The sequence below is a fragment of the Pseudomonas sp. B21-053 genome (genome assembly GCF_026016365.1).
GTDB classification, from domain to species: Bacteria; Pseudomonadota; Gammaproteobacteria; order Pseudomonadales; family Pseudomonadaceae; genus Aquipseudomonas; species Aquipseudomonas nunensis.
In genome coordinates this window covers 796,546-814,882 of sequence record NZ_CP087205.1, presented here as the reverse complement: position 1 = coordinate 814,882, position 18,337 = coordinate 796,546, and the positions used below count along the sequence as shown (strand labels likewise).

Below are 18,337 nucleotides of genomic sequence, written 5' to 3'. Positions count from 1 at the left end.
GGTGCTCTTTCGCTTTTCAGCTCGAAGCAAGCAAATTGCTTGGGTGTTATATGGTCAAGCCTCACGGGCAATTAGTATTGGTTAGCTCAACGCCTCACAGCGCTTACACACCCAACCTATCAACGTCGTAGTCTTCGACGGCCCTTCAGGGGACTCAAGGTCCCAGTGAGATCTCATCTTGAGGCTAGTTTCCCGCTTAGATGCTTTCAGCGGTTATCTATTCCGAACATAGCTACCCGGCAATGCCACTGGCGTGACAACCGGAACACCAGAGGTTCGTCCACTCCGGTCCTCTCGTACTAGGAGCAGCCCCTCTCAAATCTCAAACGTCCACGGCAGATAGGGACCGAACTGTCTCACGACGTTCTAAACCCAGCTCGCGTACCACTTTAAATGGCGAACAGCCATACCCTTGGGACCGGCTTCAGCCCCAGGATGTGATGAGCCGACATCGAGGTGCCAAACACCGCCGTCGATATGAACTCTTGGGCGGTATCAGCCTGTTATCCCCGGAGTACCTTTTATCCGTTGAGCGATGGCCCTTCCATACAGAACCACCGGATCACTAAGACCTACTTTCGTACCTGCTCGACGTGTCTGTCTCGCAGTCAAGCGCGCTTTTGCCTTTATACTCTACGACCGATTTCCGACCGGTCTGAGCGCACCTTCGTACTCCTCCGTTACTCTTTAGGAGGAGACCGCCCCAGTCAAACTACCCACCATACACTGTCCTCGATCCGGATAACGGACCTGAGTTAGAACCTCAAAGTTGCCAGGGTGGTATTTCAAGGTTGGCTCCACGCGAACTGGCGTCCACGCTTCAAAGCCTCCCACCTATCCTACACAAGCAAATTCAAAGTCCAGTGCAAAGCTATAGTAAAGGTTCACGGGGTCTTTCCGTCTAGCCGCGGATACACTGCATCTTCACAGCGATTTCAATTTCACTGAGTCTCGGGTGGAGACAGCGCCGCCATCGTTACGCCATTCGTGCAGGTCGGAACTTACCCGACAAGGAATTTCGCTACCTTAGGACCGTTATAGTTACGGCCGCCGTTTACCGGGGCTTCGATCAAGAGCTTCGCGTTAGCTAACCCCATCAATTAACCTTCCGGCACCGGGCAGGCGTCACACCCTATACGTCCACTTTCGTGTTTGCAGAGTGCTGTGTTTTTAATAAACAGTCGCAGCGGCCTGGTATCTTCGACCGGCATGGGCTTACGCAGTAAATGCTTCACCCTCACCGGCGCACCTTCTCCCGAAGTTACGGTGCCATTTTGCCTAGTTCCTTCACCCGAGTTCTCTCAAGCGCCTTGGTATTCTCTACCCAACCACCTGTGTCGGTTTGGGGTACGGTTCCTGGTTACCTGAAGCTTAGAAGCTTTTCTTGGAAGCATGGCATCAACCACTTCGTGTTCTAAAAGAACACTCGTCATCAGCTCTCGGCCTTAGAATCCCGGATTTACCTAAGATTCCAGCCTACCACCTTAAACTTGGACAACCAACGCCAAGCTGGCCTAGCCTTCTCCGTCCCTCCATCGCAATAACCAGAAGTACAGGAATATTAACCTGTTTTCCATCGACTACGCTTTTCAGCCTCGCCTTAGGGACCGACTAACCCTGCGTCGATTAACGTTGCGCAGGAAACCTTGGTCTTTCGGCGTGGGTGTTTTTCACACCCATTGTCGTTACTCATGTCAGCATTCGCACTTCTGATACCTCCAGCAAGCTTCTCAACTCACCTTCACAGGCTTACAGAACGCTCCTCTACCGCATCACCTAAGTGATACCCGTAGCTTCGGTGTATGGTTTGAGCCCCGTTACATCTTCCGCGCAGGCCGACTCGACTAGTGAGCTATTACGCTTTCTTTAAAGGGTGGCTGCTTCTAAGCCAACCTCCTAGCTGTCTAAGCCTTCCCACATCGTTTCCCACTTAACCATAACTTTGGGACCTTAGCTGACGGTCTGGGTTGTTTCCCTTTTCACGACGGACGTTAGCACCCGCCGTGTGTCTCCCATGCTCGGCACTTGTAGGTATTCGGAGTTTGCATCGGTTTGGTAAGTCGGGATGACCCCCTAGCCGAAACAGTGCTCTACCCCCTACAGTGATACATGAGGCGCTACCTAAATAGCTTTCGAGGAGAACCAGCTATCTCCGAGCTTGATTAGCCTTTCACTCCGATCCACAGGTCATCCGCTAACTTTTCAACGGTAGTCGGTTCGGTCCTCCAGTTAGTGTTACCCAACCTTCAACCTGCCCATGGATAGATCGCCCGGTTTCGGGTCTATTCCCAGCGACTAGACGCCCTATTAAGACTCGCTTTCGCTACGCCTCCCCTATTCGGTTAAGCTCGCCACTGAAAATAAGTCGCTGACCCATTATACAAAAGGTACGCAGTCACCCAACAAAGTGGGCTCCCACTGCTTGTACGCATACGGTTTCAGGATCTATTTCACTCCCCTCTCCGGGGTTCTTTTCGCCTTTCCCTCACGGTACTAGTTCACTATCGGTCAGTCAGTAGTATTTAGCCTTGGAGGATGGTCCCCCCATATTCAGACAAAGTTTCTCGTGCTCCGTCCTACTCGATTTCATGACTAAGAGATTTTCGCGTACAGGGCTATCACCCACTATGGCCGCACTTTCCAGAGCGTTCCGCTAATCTCAAAGCCACTTAAGGGCTAGTCCCCGTTCGCTCGCCACTACTAAGGGAATCTCGGTTGATTTCTTTTCCTCAGGGTACTTAGATGTTTCAGTTCCCCTGGTTCGCTTCTTAAGCCTATGTATTCAGCTTAAGATACCTAACTTATGTTAGGTGGGTTCCCCCATTCAGACATCTCCGGATCAAAGTCTGTTTGCCGACTCCCCGAAGCTTTTCGCAGGCTACCACGTCTTTCATCGCCTCTGACTGCCAAGGCATCCACCGTATGCGCTTCTTCACTTGACCATATAACCCCAAGCAATCTGGTTATACTGTGAAGACGACATTCGCCGAAAATTCGAATTTCTCAACTAAGAGAACTCACAAATTTTACCTTAGCCTGATCCGTTACCAGTGAAAGTAACGTCCAGTCTATCTTTCTATCACATACCCAAATTTTTAAAGAACGATCTAATCAAAGATTAGAAATCAACATTCATCACCGTTTTGGCGGAATGCTCATTTCTAAGCTTTCAACAAACAGAAGCAGTAGTGGTGGAGCCAAACGGGATCGAACCGTTGACCTCCTGCGTGCAAGGCAGGCGCTCTCCCAGCTGAGCTATGGCCCCGTATTTCTACAGGCGTTCCCACACAAGCAAAATTGGTGGGTCTGGGCAGATTCGAACTGCCGACCTCACCCTTATCAGGGGTGCGCTCTAACCAACTGAGCTACAGACCCAATTTCGGGCTGCTTCTTTATCGTCTTCTTCAATGAATCAAGCAATTCGTGTGGGAACTTATGGAGCAGCTGATGTCGTCGATTAAGGAGGTGATCCAGCCGCAGGTTCCCCTACGGCTACCTTGTTACGACTTCACCCCAGTCATGAATCACACCGTGGTAACCGTCCTCCCGAAGGTTAGACTAGCTACTTCTGGTGCAACCCACTCCCATGGTGTGACGGGCGGTGTGTACAAGGCCCGGGAACGTATTCACCGCGACATTCTGATTCGCGATTACTAGCGATTCCGACTTCACGCAGTCGAGTTGCAGACTGCGATCCGGACTACGATCGGTTTTCTGGGATTAGCTCCACCTCGCGGCTTGGCAACCCTCTGTACCGACCATTGTAGCACGTGTGTAGCCCAGGCCGTAAGGGCCATGATGACTTGACGTCATCCCCACCTTCCTCCGGTTTGTCACCGGCAGTCTCCTTAGAGTGCCCACCATGAACGTGCTGGTAACTAAGGACAAGGGTTGCGCTCGTTACGGGACTTAACCCAACATCTCACGACACGAGCTGACGACAGCCATGCAGCACCTGTCTCAATGTTCCCGAAGGCACCAATCCATCTCTGGAAAGTTCATTGGATGTCAAGGCCTGGTAAGGTTCTTCGCGTTGCTTCGAATTAAACCACATGCTCCACCGCTTGTGCGGGCCCCCGTCAATTCATTTGAGTTTTAACCTTGCGGCCGTACTCCCCAGGCGGTCAACTTAATGCGTTAGCTGCGCCACTAAGAGCTCAAGGCTCCCAACGGCTAGTTGACATCGTTTACGGCGTGGACTACCAGGGTATCTAATCCTGTTTGCTCCCCACGCTTTCGCACCTCAGTGTCAGTATCAGTCCAGGTGGTCGCCTTCGCCACTGGTGTTCCTTCCTATATCTACGCATTTCACCGCTACACAGGAAATTCCACCACCCTCTACCATACTCTAGCTTGTCAGTTTTGAATGCAGTTCCCAGGTTGAGCCCGGGGATTTCACATCCAACTTAACAAACCACCTACGCGCGCTTTACGCCCAGTAATTCCGATTAACGCTTGCACCCTCTGTATTACCGCGGCTGCTGGCACAGAGTTAGCCGGTGCTTATTCTGTCGGTAACGTCAAAACACTTACGTATTAGGTAAATGCCCTTCCTCCCAACTTAAAGTGCTTTACAATCCGAAGACCTTCTTCACACACGCGGCATGGCTGGATCAGGCTTTCGCCCATTGTCCAATATTCCCCACTGCTGCCTCCCGTAGGAGTCTGGACCGTGTCTCAGTTCCAGTGTGACTGATCATCCTCTCAGACCAGTTACGGATCGTCGCCTTGGTGAGCCATTACCTCACCAACTAGCTAATCCGACCTAGGCTCATCTGATAGCGCAAGGCCCGAAGGTCCCCTGCTTTCTCCCGTAGGACGTATGCGGTATTAGCGTCCGTTTCCGAGCGTTATCCCCCACTACCAGGCAGATTCCTAGGCATTACTCACCCGTCCGCCGCTCGCCACCAGGTACAAGTACCCGTGCTGCCGCTCGACTTGCATGTGTTAGGCCTGCCGCCAGCGTTCAATCTGAGCCATGATCAAACTCTTCAGTTCAAACATCTTTGGGTTTTTAAGAAACCCTAAACTTGGCTCAGCAATCGTTGGTTACATCTTTGATTTCTCGCGGAGTAACTTGTGATGCTGATAATCTTGTTGACTATCAGTCTGACTCCACAAGCACCCACACGAATTGCTTGATTCAGTTGTTAAAGAGCGGTGGGTTGATTCTTTCGTCTCAACCGAGGCGCGCATTCTACAGCAGCGCCAGTTACTGTCAAGCGGTTATTTTAAGAAGTTTTCAAAGTTTCCTTTGTAACTTCAACCACTTGCGCTTTCGATCTCTCGTTAGCGGGAGGCGAATTCTACAGCGTTACTCGCTGCTGTCAACACCTCTTTTTCAACTCCTTTCGTGCTTCGATGAACTGAAGCAACTCACTGCCGAAACCTGCGTAACTCTTTGTTTACCAAGGAGTTTTCCGTTTCGACTGCGCCGGAAGTGGGGCGAATTATAGACTTCCAGAATCTGCCGTCAACCCCTGATTTCACAATTCTGTCATATAGGTCAAAAAACCCCGAAAACACGAAGGCCGGCTCCATGGAGCCGGCCTTCTTCTCTTCTACTTACAAGCTAGGGAACGCGAACTGCGAAGCTTCATGGCTCGCCCGTTGCGGCCAGCGCTGGGTGATGGCCTTGCGACGAGTGTAGAAACGCACGCCATCCGGACCATACGCATGCAAGTCGCCAAACAGCGAACGCTTCCAGCCACCAAAGCTGTGATACGCCACCGGCACCGGCAACGGTACGTTAACGCCCACCATGCCGACTTCAATCTCATCGCAGAACAACCGCGCCGCCTCACCATCACGGGTGAAGATGCAGGTGCCGTTGCCATACTCGTGATCGTTGATCAGTTGCATCGCCTCTTCCAGGCTGTTGACCCGAACAACGCACAGCACTGGCCCGAAGATCTCTTCTTTATAGATGCGCATCTCAGGCGTGACGTTATCGAACAGGCACCCACCCAGGAAGAAGCCCTCTTCGTGCCCTGCAACGCTCAAACCACGGCCATCCACCACCAGGGTCGCACCAGAAGAAACACCGTCTTCTATATAGCCACTGACTTTATCGCGAGCCTGACCGGAAACCAGCGGCCCCATGTCCAGGCCACACGAAGTCCCGGCACCGATTTTCAGTGCCTTGATTTGCGGCACCAACTTGGCCACCAGCGCATCCGCTACCTGGTCACCGACGCACACGGCCACCGAGATCGCCATGCAACGCTCGCCGCAAGAACCATACGCCGCGCCCATCAGTGCACTGACAGCGTTATCCAGATCCGCATCCGGCATCAGCACCGCATGGTTCTTCGCCCCGCCCAGAGCCTGAACGCGTTTACCGCGCTTGGTGCCCTCGGCGTAGATGTATTCGGCAATCGGCGTCGAACCGACAAAGCTCAGCGCTTTGACTTCCGGCGCTTCAATCAATGCATCCACTGCAGCCTTGTCGCCGTGCACCACACTCAGCACGCCTTTAGGCAGACCGGCCTCGATCAACAACTGAGCGATCAGCAGCGTAGAACTCGGGTCACGCTCGGACGGCTTGAGAATGAAGCAGTTACCGCAGACGATCGCCAGCGGATACATCCACAACGGCACCATCGCCGGGAAGTTGAACGGTGTGATACCGGCGACCACACCCAACGGCTGGAAGTCCGACCACGCATCGATATTCGGCCCAACGTTGCGGCTGTACTCGCCCTTGAGGATTTCCGGCGCAGCGCACGCGAACTCGACGTTCTCGATACCGCGCTTCAACTCACCCGCCGCATCTTCCAGCGTCTTGCCGTGTTCTTCGCTGATCAACTGCGCGATGCGTGCTTCGTTCTGCTCCAGCAATTGCTTGAAGCGGAACATCACCTGCGCACGTTTGGCCGGAGGCGTGTTGCGCCAAGCCGGGAACGCAGCCTTGGCGGCATCGATGGCTTTCTGAATGGTTTCGCGGCTGGCCAATGGCAGCTTGTGGATGGCCTTGCCGGTCGACGGGTTGAACACGTCAGCTGTGCGACCGTCTTCAGTCACCAGTTCGCCATTGATCAAATGCGGGATGAGGCTCATGCGGTACTCCTGAAATTTTGTGCACCGACGCCCGTCGTGGGGCGCCTGGTGTTTGTATATATAAAGAGGGAGAAATCAGTCGATCTTGTTCAGCACTTCGCCGACCGCATCGAACAGACGATCAAGGTCTTGCGGCTTGCTGTTGAAGGTTGGGCCGAACTGCAGGGTGTCGCCGCCGAAGCGCACGTAGAACCCGGCTTTCCACAGCGCCATGCCGGCTTCGAACGGACGCACAATCGCGTCGCCGTCACGCGGGGCAATCTGGATTGCACCGGCCAAGCCGTAGTTGCGGATGTCGATGATGTTCTTCGAGCCTTTCAGACCGTGCAGTGCATTTTCGAAATGCGGCGCGACTTCAGCCACGCTCTGCACCAGGTTTTCCTTTTGCAGCAGGTCGAGTGCTGCCAGGCCAGCGGCACAGGCCACCGGGTGCGCGGAATAGGTGTAGCCGTGGGGGAATTCCACCGCGTACTCCGGCGTCGCCTGGTTCATGAAGGTGTGATAGATCTCGGAGCTGGCAATCACCGCGCCCATCGGGATCGCGCCGTTGGTGACTTGCTTGGCGATGCACATCAGGTCCGGGGTCACGCCGAAGCTGTCAGCGCCGAACATCGAACCGGTACGGCCGAAACCGGTGATCACTTCGTCGAACACCAGCAGGATGTTGTGCTGATCGCAGATTTCGCGCAGACGCTTAAGGTAGCCCTCAGGCGGAACCAGCACGCCTGCGGAACCGGCCATTGGTTCTACGAAGACGGCGGCGATGTTCGAAGCGTCGTGCAATTCGATCAACTTCAGCAGTTCATCTGCCAGGGCGATACCGCCCTCTTTCGGCATGCCACGGGAGTAAGCGTTGCTGGCCAGCAAAGTGTGCGGCAGGTGATCAACGTCCATCAGGCCCTGGCCGAACAGTTTGCGGTTGCCGTTCACACCGCCAAGGCTGGTGCCGGCAATGTTTACACCGTGATAACCACGAGCACGGCCGATCATTTTGGTCTTGGTCGCCTGGCCTTTCAGGCGCCAGTAAGCACGGACCATTTTCACTGCGGTGTCCGCGCACTCGGAACCCGAGTCAGTGAAGAAAACGTGATTCAGATTGCCCGGGGTCAGGTCGGTGATTTTCTCAGCCAACTGGAACGACAACGGATGGCCGTACTGGAAGCCCGGAGAGTAATCGAGGGTGCCCAGTTGCTTGGCCACCGCTTCCTGGATTTCCTTGCGCGTGTGCCCGGCGCCGCAGGTCCACAGCCCCGAAAGCGAATCGTAGACCTTGCGGCCCTTGTCGTCTGTCAGCCAACTGCCTTCGGCGGCGACGATCAGTCGCGGATCACGCTGGAAATTTCGGTTGGCGGTGTAGGGCATCCAGTGCGCATCGAGCTTGAGCTGGCTGGCTAGGGAAGACGGGGCGTTTTCGGGCAAGTTCATGATTAAAACCTCGCAGGGCATAAGCGGCGTAGAGATCAAAAGCGTTCTTGCAGCTAAATTGCCACGGGGATAAAGTTGGTGAAATCCAACTCTTGTAACCTTCAGTCATACCTTCACTAAACTTTTGGTATCCAAAGCATGAGCACTCGCCGCCCCGATCCGCTGGCACAAGTCAGCGACTTTGATATTCGCCTGTTACGGATCTTCCGCAGCGTGGTGGAGTGCGGCGGCTTCTCCGCAGCGGAATCGGTATTGGGCATCGGCCGCTCGGCCATCAGCCAGCAAATGAGCGACCTGGAACAACGCCTGGGCCTGCGCTTGTGCCAGCGCGGTCGCGCCGGGTTTTCCCTGACCGAAGAGGGCCGCGAGGTTTACCACTCCGCGCTGCAGCTATTAAGTGCGCTGGAAAGTTTCCGCACCGAGGTCAACGGCCTGCACCAACACTTGCGCGGCGAGCTGACCATTGGACTGACCGACAACCTGGTCACCCTGCCCCACATGCGCATTACCCACGCGCTGGCGCAATTGAAGGAACGCGGGCCGGACGTGCAGATCCAGATCCGCATGATCGCGCCCAATGAAGTCGAACAAGGGGTGCTTGATGGTCGCTTGCACGTCGGTGTGGTGCCGCAGGCCAGCGCATTGTCCGGACTGGAATATCAACCGCTCTACAGCGAACGTTCGCTGCTGTATTGCGCGGTGGGCCACCCGTTGTTTTACGTCGATGACAAGCAACTCGACGATCAACGCCTGAACAGCCAGGACGCCATCGCCCCGACCTTTCGCCTGCCCGCCGAGATCCAGGCGCATTACCAGGCCCTCAACTGCACCGCCAGCGCCTCCGACCGCGAAGGCATGGCGTTCCTGATCCTGACCGGACGCTACATCGGTTACCTGCCGGACCATTACGCCAGCCTCTGGGTGCAGCAGGGCCGCCTGCGCGCCCTCAAACCCACCGTGCGGTTTTATGACTTGAGCCTCGCTTCGGTCACGCGCAAGGGGCGTCGCCCCCATTTGGTGCTGGAAAGCTTTCTGGAGAGCCTGGCGGCGACGCGCTGAAAAGACGCAGAAGCTTGGCCAGACTGGGCCGCGCCGCTCAAACAAAACAATAACCTGAGCACTTGGACAGCTTTTTGCAACACACCGGGAACCTTGATCCGTCAGCAATGAGTTCCTACGCCCATGCAGCCAGAATCCTCACCCCAAAGCGATCTGATCTACGGCCTAAACGATCGCCCAAAACCTCTCGCCGCGATCCTCGCCGCCCTGCAACACGTACTCGCCAGTTTCGTTGGCATCATCACCCCGCCGCTGGTGATCGGTTCGGCCCTCGGATTGACCACGTATTTGCCGTACCTGATCAGCATGGCTCTGATGGTCTCCGGCGTAGGAACGTTCATCCAGGCGCGTCGGCCATTCGGCATTGGTGCCGGGATGATTTGCCTGCAAGGCACCAGTTTTGCGTTTTTGGGCGCGGTGCTGTCGGCTGGTTTTCTGGTCAAGCAACGCGGCGGTAGCCCGGAAGACATTCTGGCGATGATCTTCGGCGTGTGCTTTTTCGGCGCCGTGGTGCAGATCGTCCTCAGCCGTTTCATCGGCCAGTTGCGCCGGGTAATCACACCGTTGGTGACCGGGATTGTCATCACGTTGATCGGCATCAGCCTGATCAAAGTGGGCGTCACTGACCTCGGTGGTGGTTTCAACGCGGCGGATTTCGGCGCCCCGGGGAATCTGGCGTTAGGCGTGTTCGTGCTGTTGACGATCGTCCTGCTCAATCGCTCGAACACTCCGTGGATTCGCCTCTCAGCCATCATCATCGGCTTGGTGCTCGGCAGCCTCGCGGCATGGTTCAGCGGAAAACTGGTCCCACAGCCACTGCCTGACTTGCCCCTGGTCAGTCTTCCGATCCCGTTTCGCTTCGGTTTCAGCTTCGACTGGAGCGCTTTCCTACCGGTCGCGCTGATTTATCTGATCAGCACCATCGAAACCGTCGGCGACCTCACGGCCAACTGCATGCTCGCACGCCAGCCTATCAGCGGACCTTCGTACATCAATCGACTCAAGGGCGGCGTACTCGGTGATGGTTTCAGTTGCCTGATCGCCGCGACCTTCAGTGCATTCCCCAACACCACGTTCGCGCAGAACAACGGCGTGATCCAGTTGACCGGCGTCGCCAGCCGTTACGTCGGCCTGTACATCGGCGCCGTGTTGTTTTGCCTCGGGATGTTTCCGATGATCGGCGCAGTGTTGCAGCAGATTCCCAAACCGGTGCTCGGCGGTGCGACCCTGGTGATGTTCGGCAGTGTTGCGGCGGCCGGTGTGCGCATCCTTGCCCAAGCGCCGTTGGACCGACGCAGCATGTTGATCATCGCTACGTCATTCGGCGTCGGCCTGGGTATTGCCGCGCAGCCAAACCTTTTGCACTTGCTGCCAAAACTGGTGCAGAACCTGTTCGACTCGGCGATCACCAGCGGAGGTATCACCGCAATCCTGATGTGCCTGTTGCTGCCCGAGTCAAAAACCCAAATGCTTGACGCCAATACCCCGTTGAAAAGCGAGCAGATCGAGCAGCTATAAGGGTTTTATTGCCTCAGGACTTGTCTGAAACCTGTGGGTGCGCTATCAACGCACTGGTTGCACCCACAGACTATTTCGGAAGTGCCTATGACCTTTGAAGTCCCCGCCCACGGCGGCAAACCTGCCAGCCGCATTCGTCAAAAGAACGAAGAGACGATCCTCAAAGCCGCCGAAGATGAATTCGCCCGACACGGGTTCAAAGGCACCAGCATGAACACCATCGCCGTCAATGCCGGGTTGCCCAAGGCGAACCTGCATTACTACTTCACCAACAAGCTTGGGTTGTACGTGGCGGTGTTGAGCAACATCATCGAATTGTGGGACAGCACGTTCAACACCCTGACGGCGGAAGACGATCCGGCCGAGGCGCTGACTCGCTATATCCGCGCCAAGATGGAATTCTCCCGGCGCCAGCCGCAAGCCTCGCGGATTTTCGCTATGGAAGTCATCAGTGGCGGCGAGTGTTTGACCGAGTATTTCAACCAGGATTATCGCGCCTGGTTCCAGGGTCGCGCCGCAGTGTTCCAGGCCTGGATCGACGCCGGCAAAATGGACCCGGTCGACCCGGTGAACCTGATTTTCCTATTGTGGGGCAGCACTCAGCATTACGCCGACTTCGCCACCCAGATCTGCCGGGTCAGCGGTCGCACCAAGCTGACCAAACAAGACATGGAAGACGCTGGTGATAACCTGATCCGCATCATCCTCAAGGGCTGCGGCCTGACACCTGTTATCTAAGTCCCCTATGCCTTTTACCCTCAGTGGTTTTTGCGAATACCGCGAAGAGATTCGCAAAAGCCGCTTCATTACCCTCGCCGGGCCGATCGGCAGCCCGCCCGAAGCCCAGGCGTTCATCGAGCAACACAGCGACTTGAACGCTACACACAATTGCTGGGCCTGGAAGCTTGGCGACCAGTACCGCAGCAACGACGACGGCGAACCCGGTGGCACCGCTGGCCGGCCGATTCTGGCGGCGATTGAAGCGCAGGATTGCGACCAGGTCGCGGTGCTGGTGATCCGCTGGTACGGCGGCATTCAACTGGGCACCGGCGGCCTGGCCCGGGCTTATGGCGGCGGCGCGAACAAGTGCCTGCAAGGTGCACCCAAGGTCGAGTTGATCAGCCGGGTGCCAATGAGTTGTGCCTGCGGATTTGGCGAGTTGGTGTTGGTGAAGTTGCGGGTGGCGGAGTTGGGCGGGTTGGTGGTGGAGGAGTCGTTTACCGCTAATGGCGTGGATCTGAAGTTGGCGATTGGCGAAGCGCAGATCGAAACCCTGCAATTGCAGCTCGCGGATTTGAGTCGCGGGCGGATTCTCTTGCAACGCTAAAAACAAGATCAAAAGATCGCAGCCTTCGGCAGCTCCTACAGGAGATCGCATTCCCGTCCGAAGGCTGCGATCTTTTGGGGCATTCATCATTTCCAATGCACCCGACACTTGCCCACACCTGCTGTGCACCCGCCTGTGGATAACCTGAGCACATCCCGCTGTAACCCTTCTGTCATGCGGCTTTGCGGGCGTTGTTCATTTTTCGTCCAAAGTGCTATCAAAAAAGCTAAATTCACGAAAAAACAATCAGTTAGCTCGGTTTATCACCTTTAGAAGATAGCGATGCAGTGCTTATGCCCGAGCGTCGGGCTTGCGCACAAATACTGTGGAGCAACCTGTGGATAACCCGTTCATGGCTGGCGCAGCCCCATATCTGGCATAGCTTGCAGCCGACTGCTCGTTTTTTGATCAAATTGTTGCGGGCAAAACCGGAGCTTGAATCGAAGACCTTGCCCTCAAGTGGTGCTTGATTCAGACGCGAAACAGTTCGATGCACATCTCTAACGTGCTGAACCGCATGGCTTTACGTAATTCCTGACTCAATGGCCAGAAAATTGCTTTGTCCACAGGCATAACTCCAATCGACCCGAGCCAGTCATGCCCAACCCCGTGCCGATCCCCGATCCGATCCCGAATCAAACCCCGCGCCTGCAACTGCGCAACATCAGTAAACGCTACCCCGGTTGCCTGGCCAACGATGCCATCGACTTGAGCATCGCCCCCGGTGAAATCCATGCCTTGCTCGGCGAAAACGGAGCGGGCAAAAGCACGCTGATGAAGATCATCTACGGCGTCATCCACGCCGATTCCGGGGAAGTGATCTGGCAAGGGCAAAGGGTAAGCATGCGCAATCCGGCCCAGGCGCGGGGGCTTGGGATCGGCATGGTGTTCCAGCACTTTTCGTTGTTCGAAACCTTGAGCGTGGCGCAGAACATTGCGTTGGCCATGGGTGCGGCGGCCGGGACGCCGAAACAGCTTGAACCGAAAATTCGTGAAGTGTCCCAGCGCTACGGCATGGCGCTGGAGCCGGAGCGACTTGTCCACAGCCTCTCGATCGGCGAACGCCAACGCGTAGAAATCATTCGCTGCCTGATGCAGGACATCCGCCTACTGATTCTCGATGAACCGACCTCGGTGCTGACGCCGCAAGAGGCCGACGAATTGTTCGTCACCCTGCGCCGACTGGCCGCCGAAGGCTGCAGCATTTTGTTTATCAGCCACAAACTCGGTGAAGTCCGGGCGCTGTGCCACAGCGCCACGGTGCTGCGCGGCGGGCGGGTGGCCGGGCATTGCGTGCCGGCCGAGTGCTCGGATCAGCAACTGGCGCGGTTGATGGTCGGCGAAGCGGCCGAGCTGATCACCGACTACCCGAAGGTCATCGGCGGCGCGGCATTTTTGAGCGTGAATGGATTGTCCTGGCACAACCCGGACCCGTTCGGTTGCTCGCTCAAAGACCTCAACCTGCAAGTGCGCAGCGGCGAAATTGTCGGCATCGCCGGAGTTGCCGGTAACGGTCAGGATGAGTTGCTGGCGTTGCTTAGCGGCGAGGAACGGCTGAACCGCAACGCAGCGCAAACCATCAGTTTCGCCGGGCAAGCCGTCGCCCATTTGCGCCCCGATGCGCGGCGTAAACTCGGCCTGGCTTTCGTGCCCGCCGAACGTTTGGGTCATGGCGCGGTGCCCGAGTTGAGCCTGGCCGACAACGCCCTGCTTACTGCATTTCAACAAGGGCTGGTGAGCCAGGGATTGATCCAGCGCGGCAAGGTCGAGGCGCTGGCCGAAGAGATCATTCGCCGCTTCGGCGTGAAGACGCCCGACACCCAAACGGCGGCCCGCAGCCTGTCCGGCGGCAACCTGCAGAAATTCATTCTCGGCCGGGAAATCCTCCAGCAACCGAAATTGCTGGTGGCCGCGCACCCGACCTGGGGCGTGGACGTCGGTGCGGCGGCGACCATTCACCGCGCGCTTATTGCCTTGCGCGATGCCGGCGCGGCGATCCTGGTGATCTCCGAAGACCTCGATGAACTGTTCCAGATTGGCGACCGCCTCGGCGCCTTGTGCAGCGGTCGACTGTCACCGCTGCGGGCAACCATCGATACCCGGCTGACCGACGTCGGCGGCTGGATGGCCGGCCAGTTCGACGCGCCTCAATCACCTGTCTCTGCAACGGTTTAACGGAGTTTCACATGCTGCTTTCTCTCGAACCCCGTGGCCAGCAATCGCGCCTGATGTTGTGGTGCTCGCCGTTGCTGGCGGCGGCACTGACTTTGGGCTGCGGCTCGCTGTTGTTTATCGCGCTGGGGCACGATCCGTTGCTGACGTTGCACACGCTGCTGATCGCACCGATCAGCGACTTGTATGGCGTCTCGGAATTGCTGGTCAAAGCCCTGCCGATCCTGCTCTGCGCGTTGGGCCTGGCGGTGGCGTATCAGGCACGAATCTGGAACATCGGCGCAGAAGGTCAACTGCTGCTCGGCGCCTTGGCCGGCAGTGCATTGGCGGTGAACATTATTGACATGCAAAGTCGCTGGGCGCTGGTGTTGATCCTGCTCACCGGCACCCTCGCCGGCGCTGCGTGGGCCGGGCTCACGGCGTGGTTGCGTACACGCTTCAACGCCAACGAAATCCTCACCAGCATCATGCTCAATTACATCGCCCTGAACTTGCTGTTGTTCTGCGTGCACGGGCCGTTGAAGGACCCGGCCGGGTTTAATTTTCCGGAGTCGGCGATGTTCGGTGATGCCAGCCGCTTGCCGTTGTTGATGGAGGACGGTCGCGTGCATGCCGGGGTGTATTTCGCCCTGCTCGCACTGGTCGCGGTGTGGGTGCTGTTGCAGAAAAGCTTTGTCGGCTTCCAGATCAAAGTGCTCGGTCTGGACAAGCGCGCGGCAGGGTTTGTCGGCTTTCGCGAGAAGCGCCTGATCTGGCTGGCGCTGTTGATCAGCGGCGGGTTGGCCGGGTTGGCCGGGGTCTGCGAAGTCACCGGGCCGATCGGTCAATTGGTGCCGCAAGTCTCGCCGGGTTACGGCTACGCGGCGATTACGGTGGCGTTTCTTGGACGGCTGAATCCCATCGGCATTCTGTTTTCCAGCCTGCTGATGGCGCTGCTGTACATCGGTGGCGAGAGCGCGCAGATGAGCATGAACCTGCCGCAAGCGATCACCCAATTGTTCCAGGGGATGATGCTGTTTTTCCTGCTGGCGAGTGATGTGCTGATTCTCTACCGACCGCGTTTGAATGTGCGCTGGGCGCGTCGTGCGCCGGTCGCCGCCGTAACCGCAGGAGCGCTGTGATGGATATCGATCTGCTGAGCAATATTTTCTACGCCATGGTCCGTTGCGGTACGCCGTTGCTGCTGGTGGCGCTGGGCGAACTGATCTGCGAGAAAAGCGGCGTCCTCAATCTGGGCCAGGAAGGCATGATGCTGTTTGGTGCGGTGATCGGTTTTATCGTTGCGCTGAACAGCGGCAATCTGTGGCTCGGCGTGCTGCTGGCGATGCTCGCCGGGATGCTGTTGTCATCGCTGTTTGCCTTGGTGGCGCTGGTGTTCAACGCCAATCAGGTGGCCACCGGGCTGGCGCTGACGATCTTTGGTGTGGGCTTGTCGACCTTTGTTGGCGCGGCGTGGGTCGGTAAACCGCTGGCGGGTTTTGAGCCGGTAGCGATCCCGTATTTAAGCGAGATTCCGCTGATCGGGCGGATGCTGTTTGCCCAGGATCTGTTGGTGTATTTGTCGTTCGTGCTGTTTGCGGTGGTGGCTTGGGTGATTTTGAAAAGCCGCGTCGGGTTGATCATTCAAGCCGTCGGGGAAAACCCTGATGCTGCCAGTGCTATGGGCTTGCCGGTATTGGGTGTGCGCACCTTGGCGGTGTTATTTGGCGGGGCGATGGCCGGGTTGGCTGGCGCGTATTTGTCCCTGGCGTATACGCCGATGTGGGCGGAGAACATGAGCGCCGGGCGTGGCTGGATTGCCCTGGCGCTGGTGGTGTTTGCCAGTTGGCGAGTGTGGCGATTGCTGCTTGGGGCGTATCTGTTTGGACTCGCCAGCATCCTGCATTTGGTGGCGCAGGGATTGGGGCTGGCGATTCCATCGAGTTTGCTGGCGATGCTGCCGTATGTCGCAACCATTGTAGTGTTGGTGCTGCTGTCCCGGGATGCGCTGCGCACGCGGTTGTATGCGCCGGTGTCGTTGGGGCAGCCGTGGCAGGGTGGCCATTAGCCGTTTGCAGGCCCGGCCTCTTCGCGAGCAAGCCCGCTCCCACATTGGATCGGGTTCACACAACTCCCTGTGGGAGCGGGCTTGCTCGCGAAGGCGTCCGCACCGGCAACACCTGAACCACGCCCCACGCCAATTCAAAGACCAAGAAAATCACCAATAGCGAACTGGCGTCATGCAGCAAGGCATACAGCTGCCAGGCCGAAAACAAAAACCGGCCCGCCGCGTCATACCGCCCAAACACCTGCTGCGGATCGCGAATCCGCAACACCGCCCAAACACACACAATCGACCCCAACAGATTCGCCATCAACATATGCATCGGCTCAAACGCCGGCAGTTCACCGGGCAAATTCAACGCCTGGCTCAAACCCGACAGCAATCCATGCAAAGCGGCAAAACTCCACGGCGTGACAAACGCCGCCGTCACGATCAAGTCATACCAGGCGCTGCCGCGCACCACTCGGCGATATTGCGTTGAAGTCCACATCGGTATTGCTCCATAAATTCAGGGAGCAACAAGGCTAAAGCCTGGAGTATGCTCCAGGGTCAAGCCCCTTTGAGACGTCATGATGCGCATCGGTGAATTAGCCCAGGCCAGCGCCGTCAGCCGCGACACGCTGCGCTTCTACGAGCAGCGCGGGTTGATCGCGGCGCAACGCAGCGCCAACGGTTATCGCGATTATCCGGCGGACATGGTGCAACTGGTGCTCTACATCAAGACCGCTCAGCGACTGGGCTTTACCCTCGGCGAGATCGGTAATAGCGTTGCTGCGTTGTGGCAATCGCCCGATCCCGACAGCGCCGTCACGCAGTTGCTGCAAGACAAGCTCAAGCTGATCGAAACCCGAATGGAAGAACTCGGCGCGCTGCGCACTGAGTTGCAGCAACGGCTCGGTCAGCGTTGTCCCTTAAATCCGTGATTCTCATTTATCAAGGAAGCCACTCATGTCCACGGCAAAAACCGCACTTATCATCGGCGCCTCCCGGGGCCTTGGCCTCGGCCTGGTAAAAACCTTGCTGGCCGACGGCTGGCAAGTCACCGCCACCGTGCGCAACCCGCAGAAAGCCGAGGCGCTGCAAGCGCTGGGCAAGGTGCGGATTGAAAAGCTCGACATGGATGATCAGCAAGCGGTCATTGCCTTGAGCCACGAGCTCAAGGGCGAAATGTTTGACCTGCTGTTCGTGAATGCCGGGGTCAAGGGCCCGGAAGTCCAGACACCGGGTGGCGCGACATTGGCCGAAGTCGGGCAACTGTTTTTCACCAACGCCGTGGCGCCGATCAACCTCGCGCAGCGTTTCGTCGGGCAAATTCGTGATGGCAGCGGCGTGCTGGCGTTCATGAGTTCCGGGCTGGGCAGCGTCACCGTACCGGACGCCCCGGAACTGGCGTTGTACAAGGCCAGCAAAGCGGCGCTGAACTCGATGACCAACAGCTTCGTCACGCAACTTGGCGAGCAGAAACTCACCGTGCTGTCGTTGCATCCGGGCTGGGTGAAGACTGATATGGGCGGTGAAGGTGCGGATCTGGATGTGGAAACCAGCACCCGTGGTCTGGTTGACCAAGTGAACGCGTTCACCGGCAAGGGCGGGCATTATTTTGTGAACTACAAAGGCGAAACGATTCCCTGGTGACACCGCGAATCCCCCTGTGGGAGCGGGCTTGCTCGCGAAGAGGGCGTGTCAGTCAACATTTATGTCGCTGACACACCGTATTCGCGAGCAAGCCCGCT

At 57.1% G+C, this 18,337-nt stretch carries 12 protein-coding genes, 2 tRNA genes and 2 rRNA genes; 9 read left to right on the top strand and 7 right to left on the bottom strand.

Annotated features, from left to right (window positions below):
• Positions 1-50: 50 nt before the first annotated feature.
• From LOY68_RS03560 to LOY68_RS03535, 6 genes are all read right to left on the bottom strand, one after another.
• Positions 51-2,942 (bottom strand): 23S ribosomal RNA (locus LOY68_RS03560).
• Between the two features lie 247 nt (positions 2,943-3,189).
• A tRNA-Ala gene (locus LOY68_RS03555) sits at positions 3,190-3,265 on the bottom strand.
• Between the two features lie 33 nt (positions 3,266-3,298).
• Positions 3,299-3,375: transfer RNA gene (locus tag LOY68_RS03550), tRNA-Ile, on the bottom strand.
• A gap of 83 nt (positions 3,376-3,458) precedes the next feature.
• A 16S ribosomal RNA gene (locus tag LOY68_RS03545) occupies positions 3,459-4,998 on the bottom strand.
• Together the 16S and 23S rRNA genes with 2 tRNA genes alongside form the textbook arrangement of a ribosomal RNA operon.
• A gap of 567 nt (positions 4,999-5,565) precedes the next feature.
• Positions 5,566-7,059, bottom strand: coding sequence for a CoA-acylating methylmalonate-semialdehyde dehydrogenase (locus LOY68_RS03540; RefSeq protein ID WP_265042918.1), 1,494 nt, complete (start codon positions 7,057-7,059; stop codon positions 5,566-5,568).
• 75 nt (positions 7,060-7,134) lie between these two features.
• Positions 7,135-8,484, bottom strand: a complete 1,350-nt coding sequence (locus LOY68_RS03535) for an aspartate aminotransferase family protein (protein WP_163908219.1) — start codon at positions 8,482-8,484, stop codon at positions 7,135-7,137.
• Positions 8,485-8,622: 138 nt separating this feature from the next.
• Here LOY68_RS03535 and LOY68_RS03530 point away from each other — a divergent pair, with 138 nt between their 5' ends.
• From LOY68_RS03530 to LOY68_RS03500, 7 genes are all read left to right on the top strand, one after another.
• A complete protein-coding gene (locus LOY68_RS03530; RefSeq protein ID WP_265042916.1) occupies positions 8,623-9,543 on the top strand; it encodes a LysR family transcriptional regulator in 921 nt (306 codons plus the stop codon).
• A gap of 123 nt (positions 9,544-9,666) precedes the next feature.
• On the top strand, positions 9,667-11,061 hold the full coding sequence (locus LOY68_RS03525; RefSeq protein WP_265042914.1) for a uracil-xanthine permease family protein: 1,395 nt from the start codon (positions 9,667-9,669) through the stop codon (positions 11,059-11,061).
• Between the two features lie 87 nt (positions 11,062-11,148).
• Positions 11,149-11,799: a TetR/AcrR family transcriptional regulator gene (locus LOY68_RS03520; RefSeq protein ID WP_163908215.1), complete on the top strand. Its 651-nt coding sequence runs from the start codon at positions 11,149-11,151 to the stop codon at positions 11,797-11,799.
• 7 nt (positions 11,800-11,806) lie between these two features.
• A complete protein-coding gene (locus LOY68_RS03515; RefSeq protein WP_265042912.1) occupies positions 11,807-12,388 on the top strand; it encodes an IMPACT family protein in 582 nt (193 codons plus the stop codon).
• 597 nt (positions 12,389-12,985) lie between these two features.
• Positions 12,986-14,563 carry an ABC transporter ATP-binding protein gene (locus tag LOY68_RS03510; protein WP_265042910.1) on the top strand — a complete coding sequence of 526 codons (1,578 nt, stop codon included), beginning with the start codon at positions 12,986-12,988 and terminating at the stop codon, positions 14,561-14,563.
• 11 nt (positions 14,564-14,574) lie between these two features.
• Entirely contained in the window at positions 14,575-15,681 is a 1,107-nt protein-coding gene (locus tag LOY68_RS03505) for an ABC transporter permease (protein ID WP_163908209.1), read from the top strand.
• Positions 15,681-16,607, top strand: coding sequence for an ABC transporter permease (locus LOY68_RS03500; RefSeq protein ID WP_163908207.1), 927 nt, complete (start codon positions 15,681-15,683; stop codon positions 16,605-16,607). Before LOY68_RS03505 ends, LOY68_RS03500 begins: the two co-directional genes overlap by 1 nt.
• 55 nt (positions 16,608-16,662) lie before the next feature.
• Here LOY68_RS03500 and LOY68_RS03495 read toward each other — a convergent pair whose 3' ends face one another.
• Complete coding sequence (locus LOY68_RS03495; RefSeq protein ID WP_265042908.1) at positions 16,663-17,094, bottom strand: hypothetical protein; 432 nt, start codon at positions 17,092-17,094, stop codon at positions 16,663-16,665.
• Positions 17,095-17,176: 82 nt separating this feature from the next.
• Between LOY68_RS03495 and LOY68_RS03490 the strand changes: the two genes are divergently transcribed.
• A complete protein-coding gene (locus LOY68_RS03490) occupies positions 17,177-17,527 on the top strand; it encodes a MerR family transcriptional regulator (protein ID WP_054043966.1) in 351 nt (116 codons plus the stop codon).
• 25 nt (positions 17,528-17,552) lie between these two features.
• Positions 17,553-18,239: an SDR family oxidoreductase gene (locus LOY68_RS03485; RefSeq protein ID WP_265042906.1), complete on the top strand. Its 687-nt coding sequence runs from the start codon at positions 17,553-17,555 to the stop codon at positions 18,237-18,239.
• Positions 18,240-18,337 lie beyond the last annotated feature (98 nt).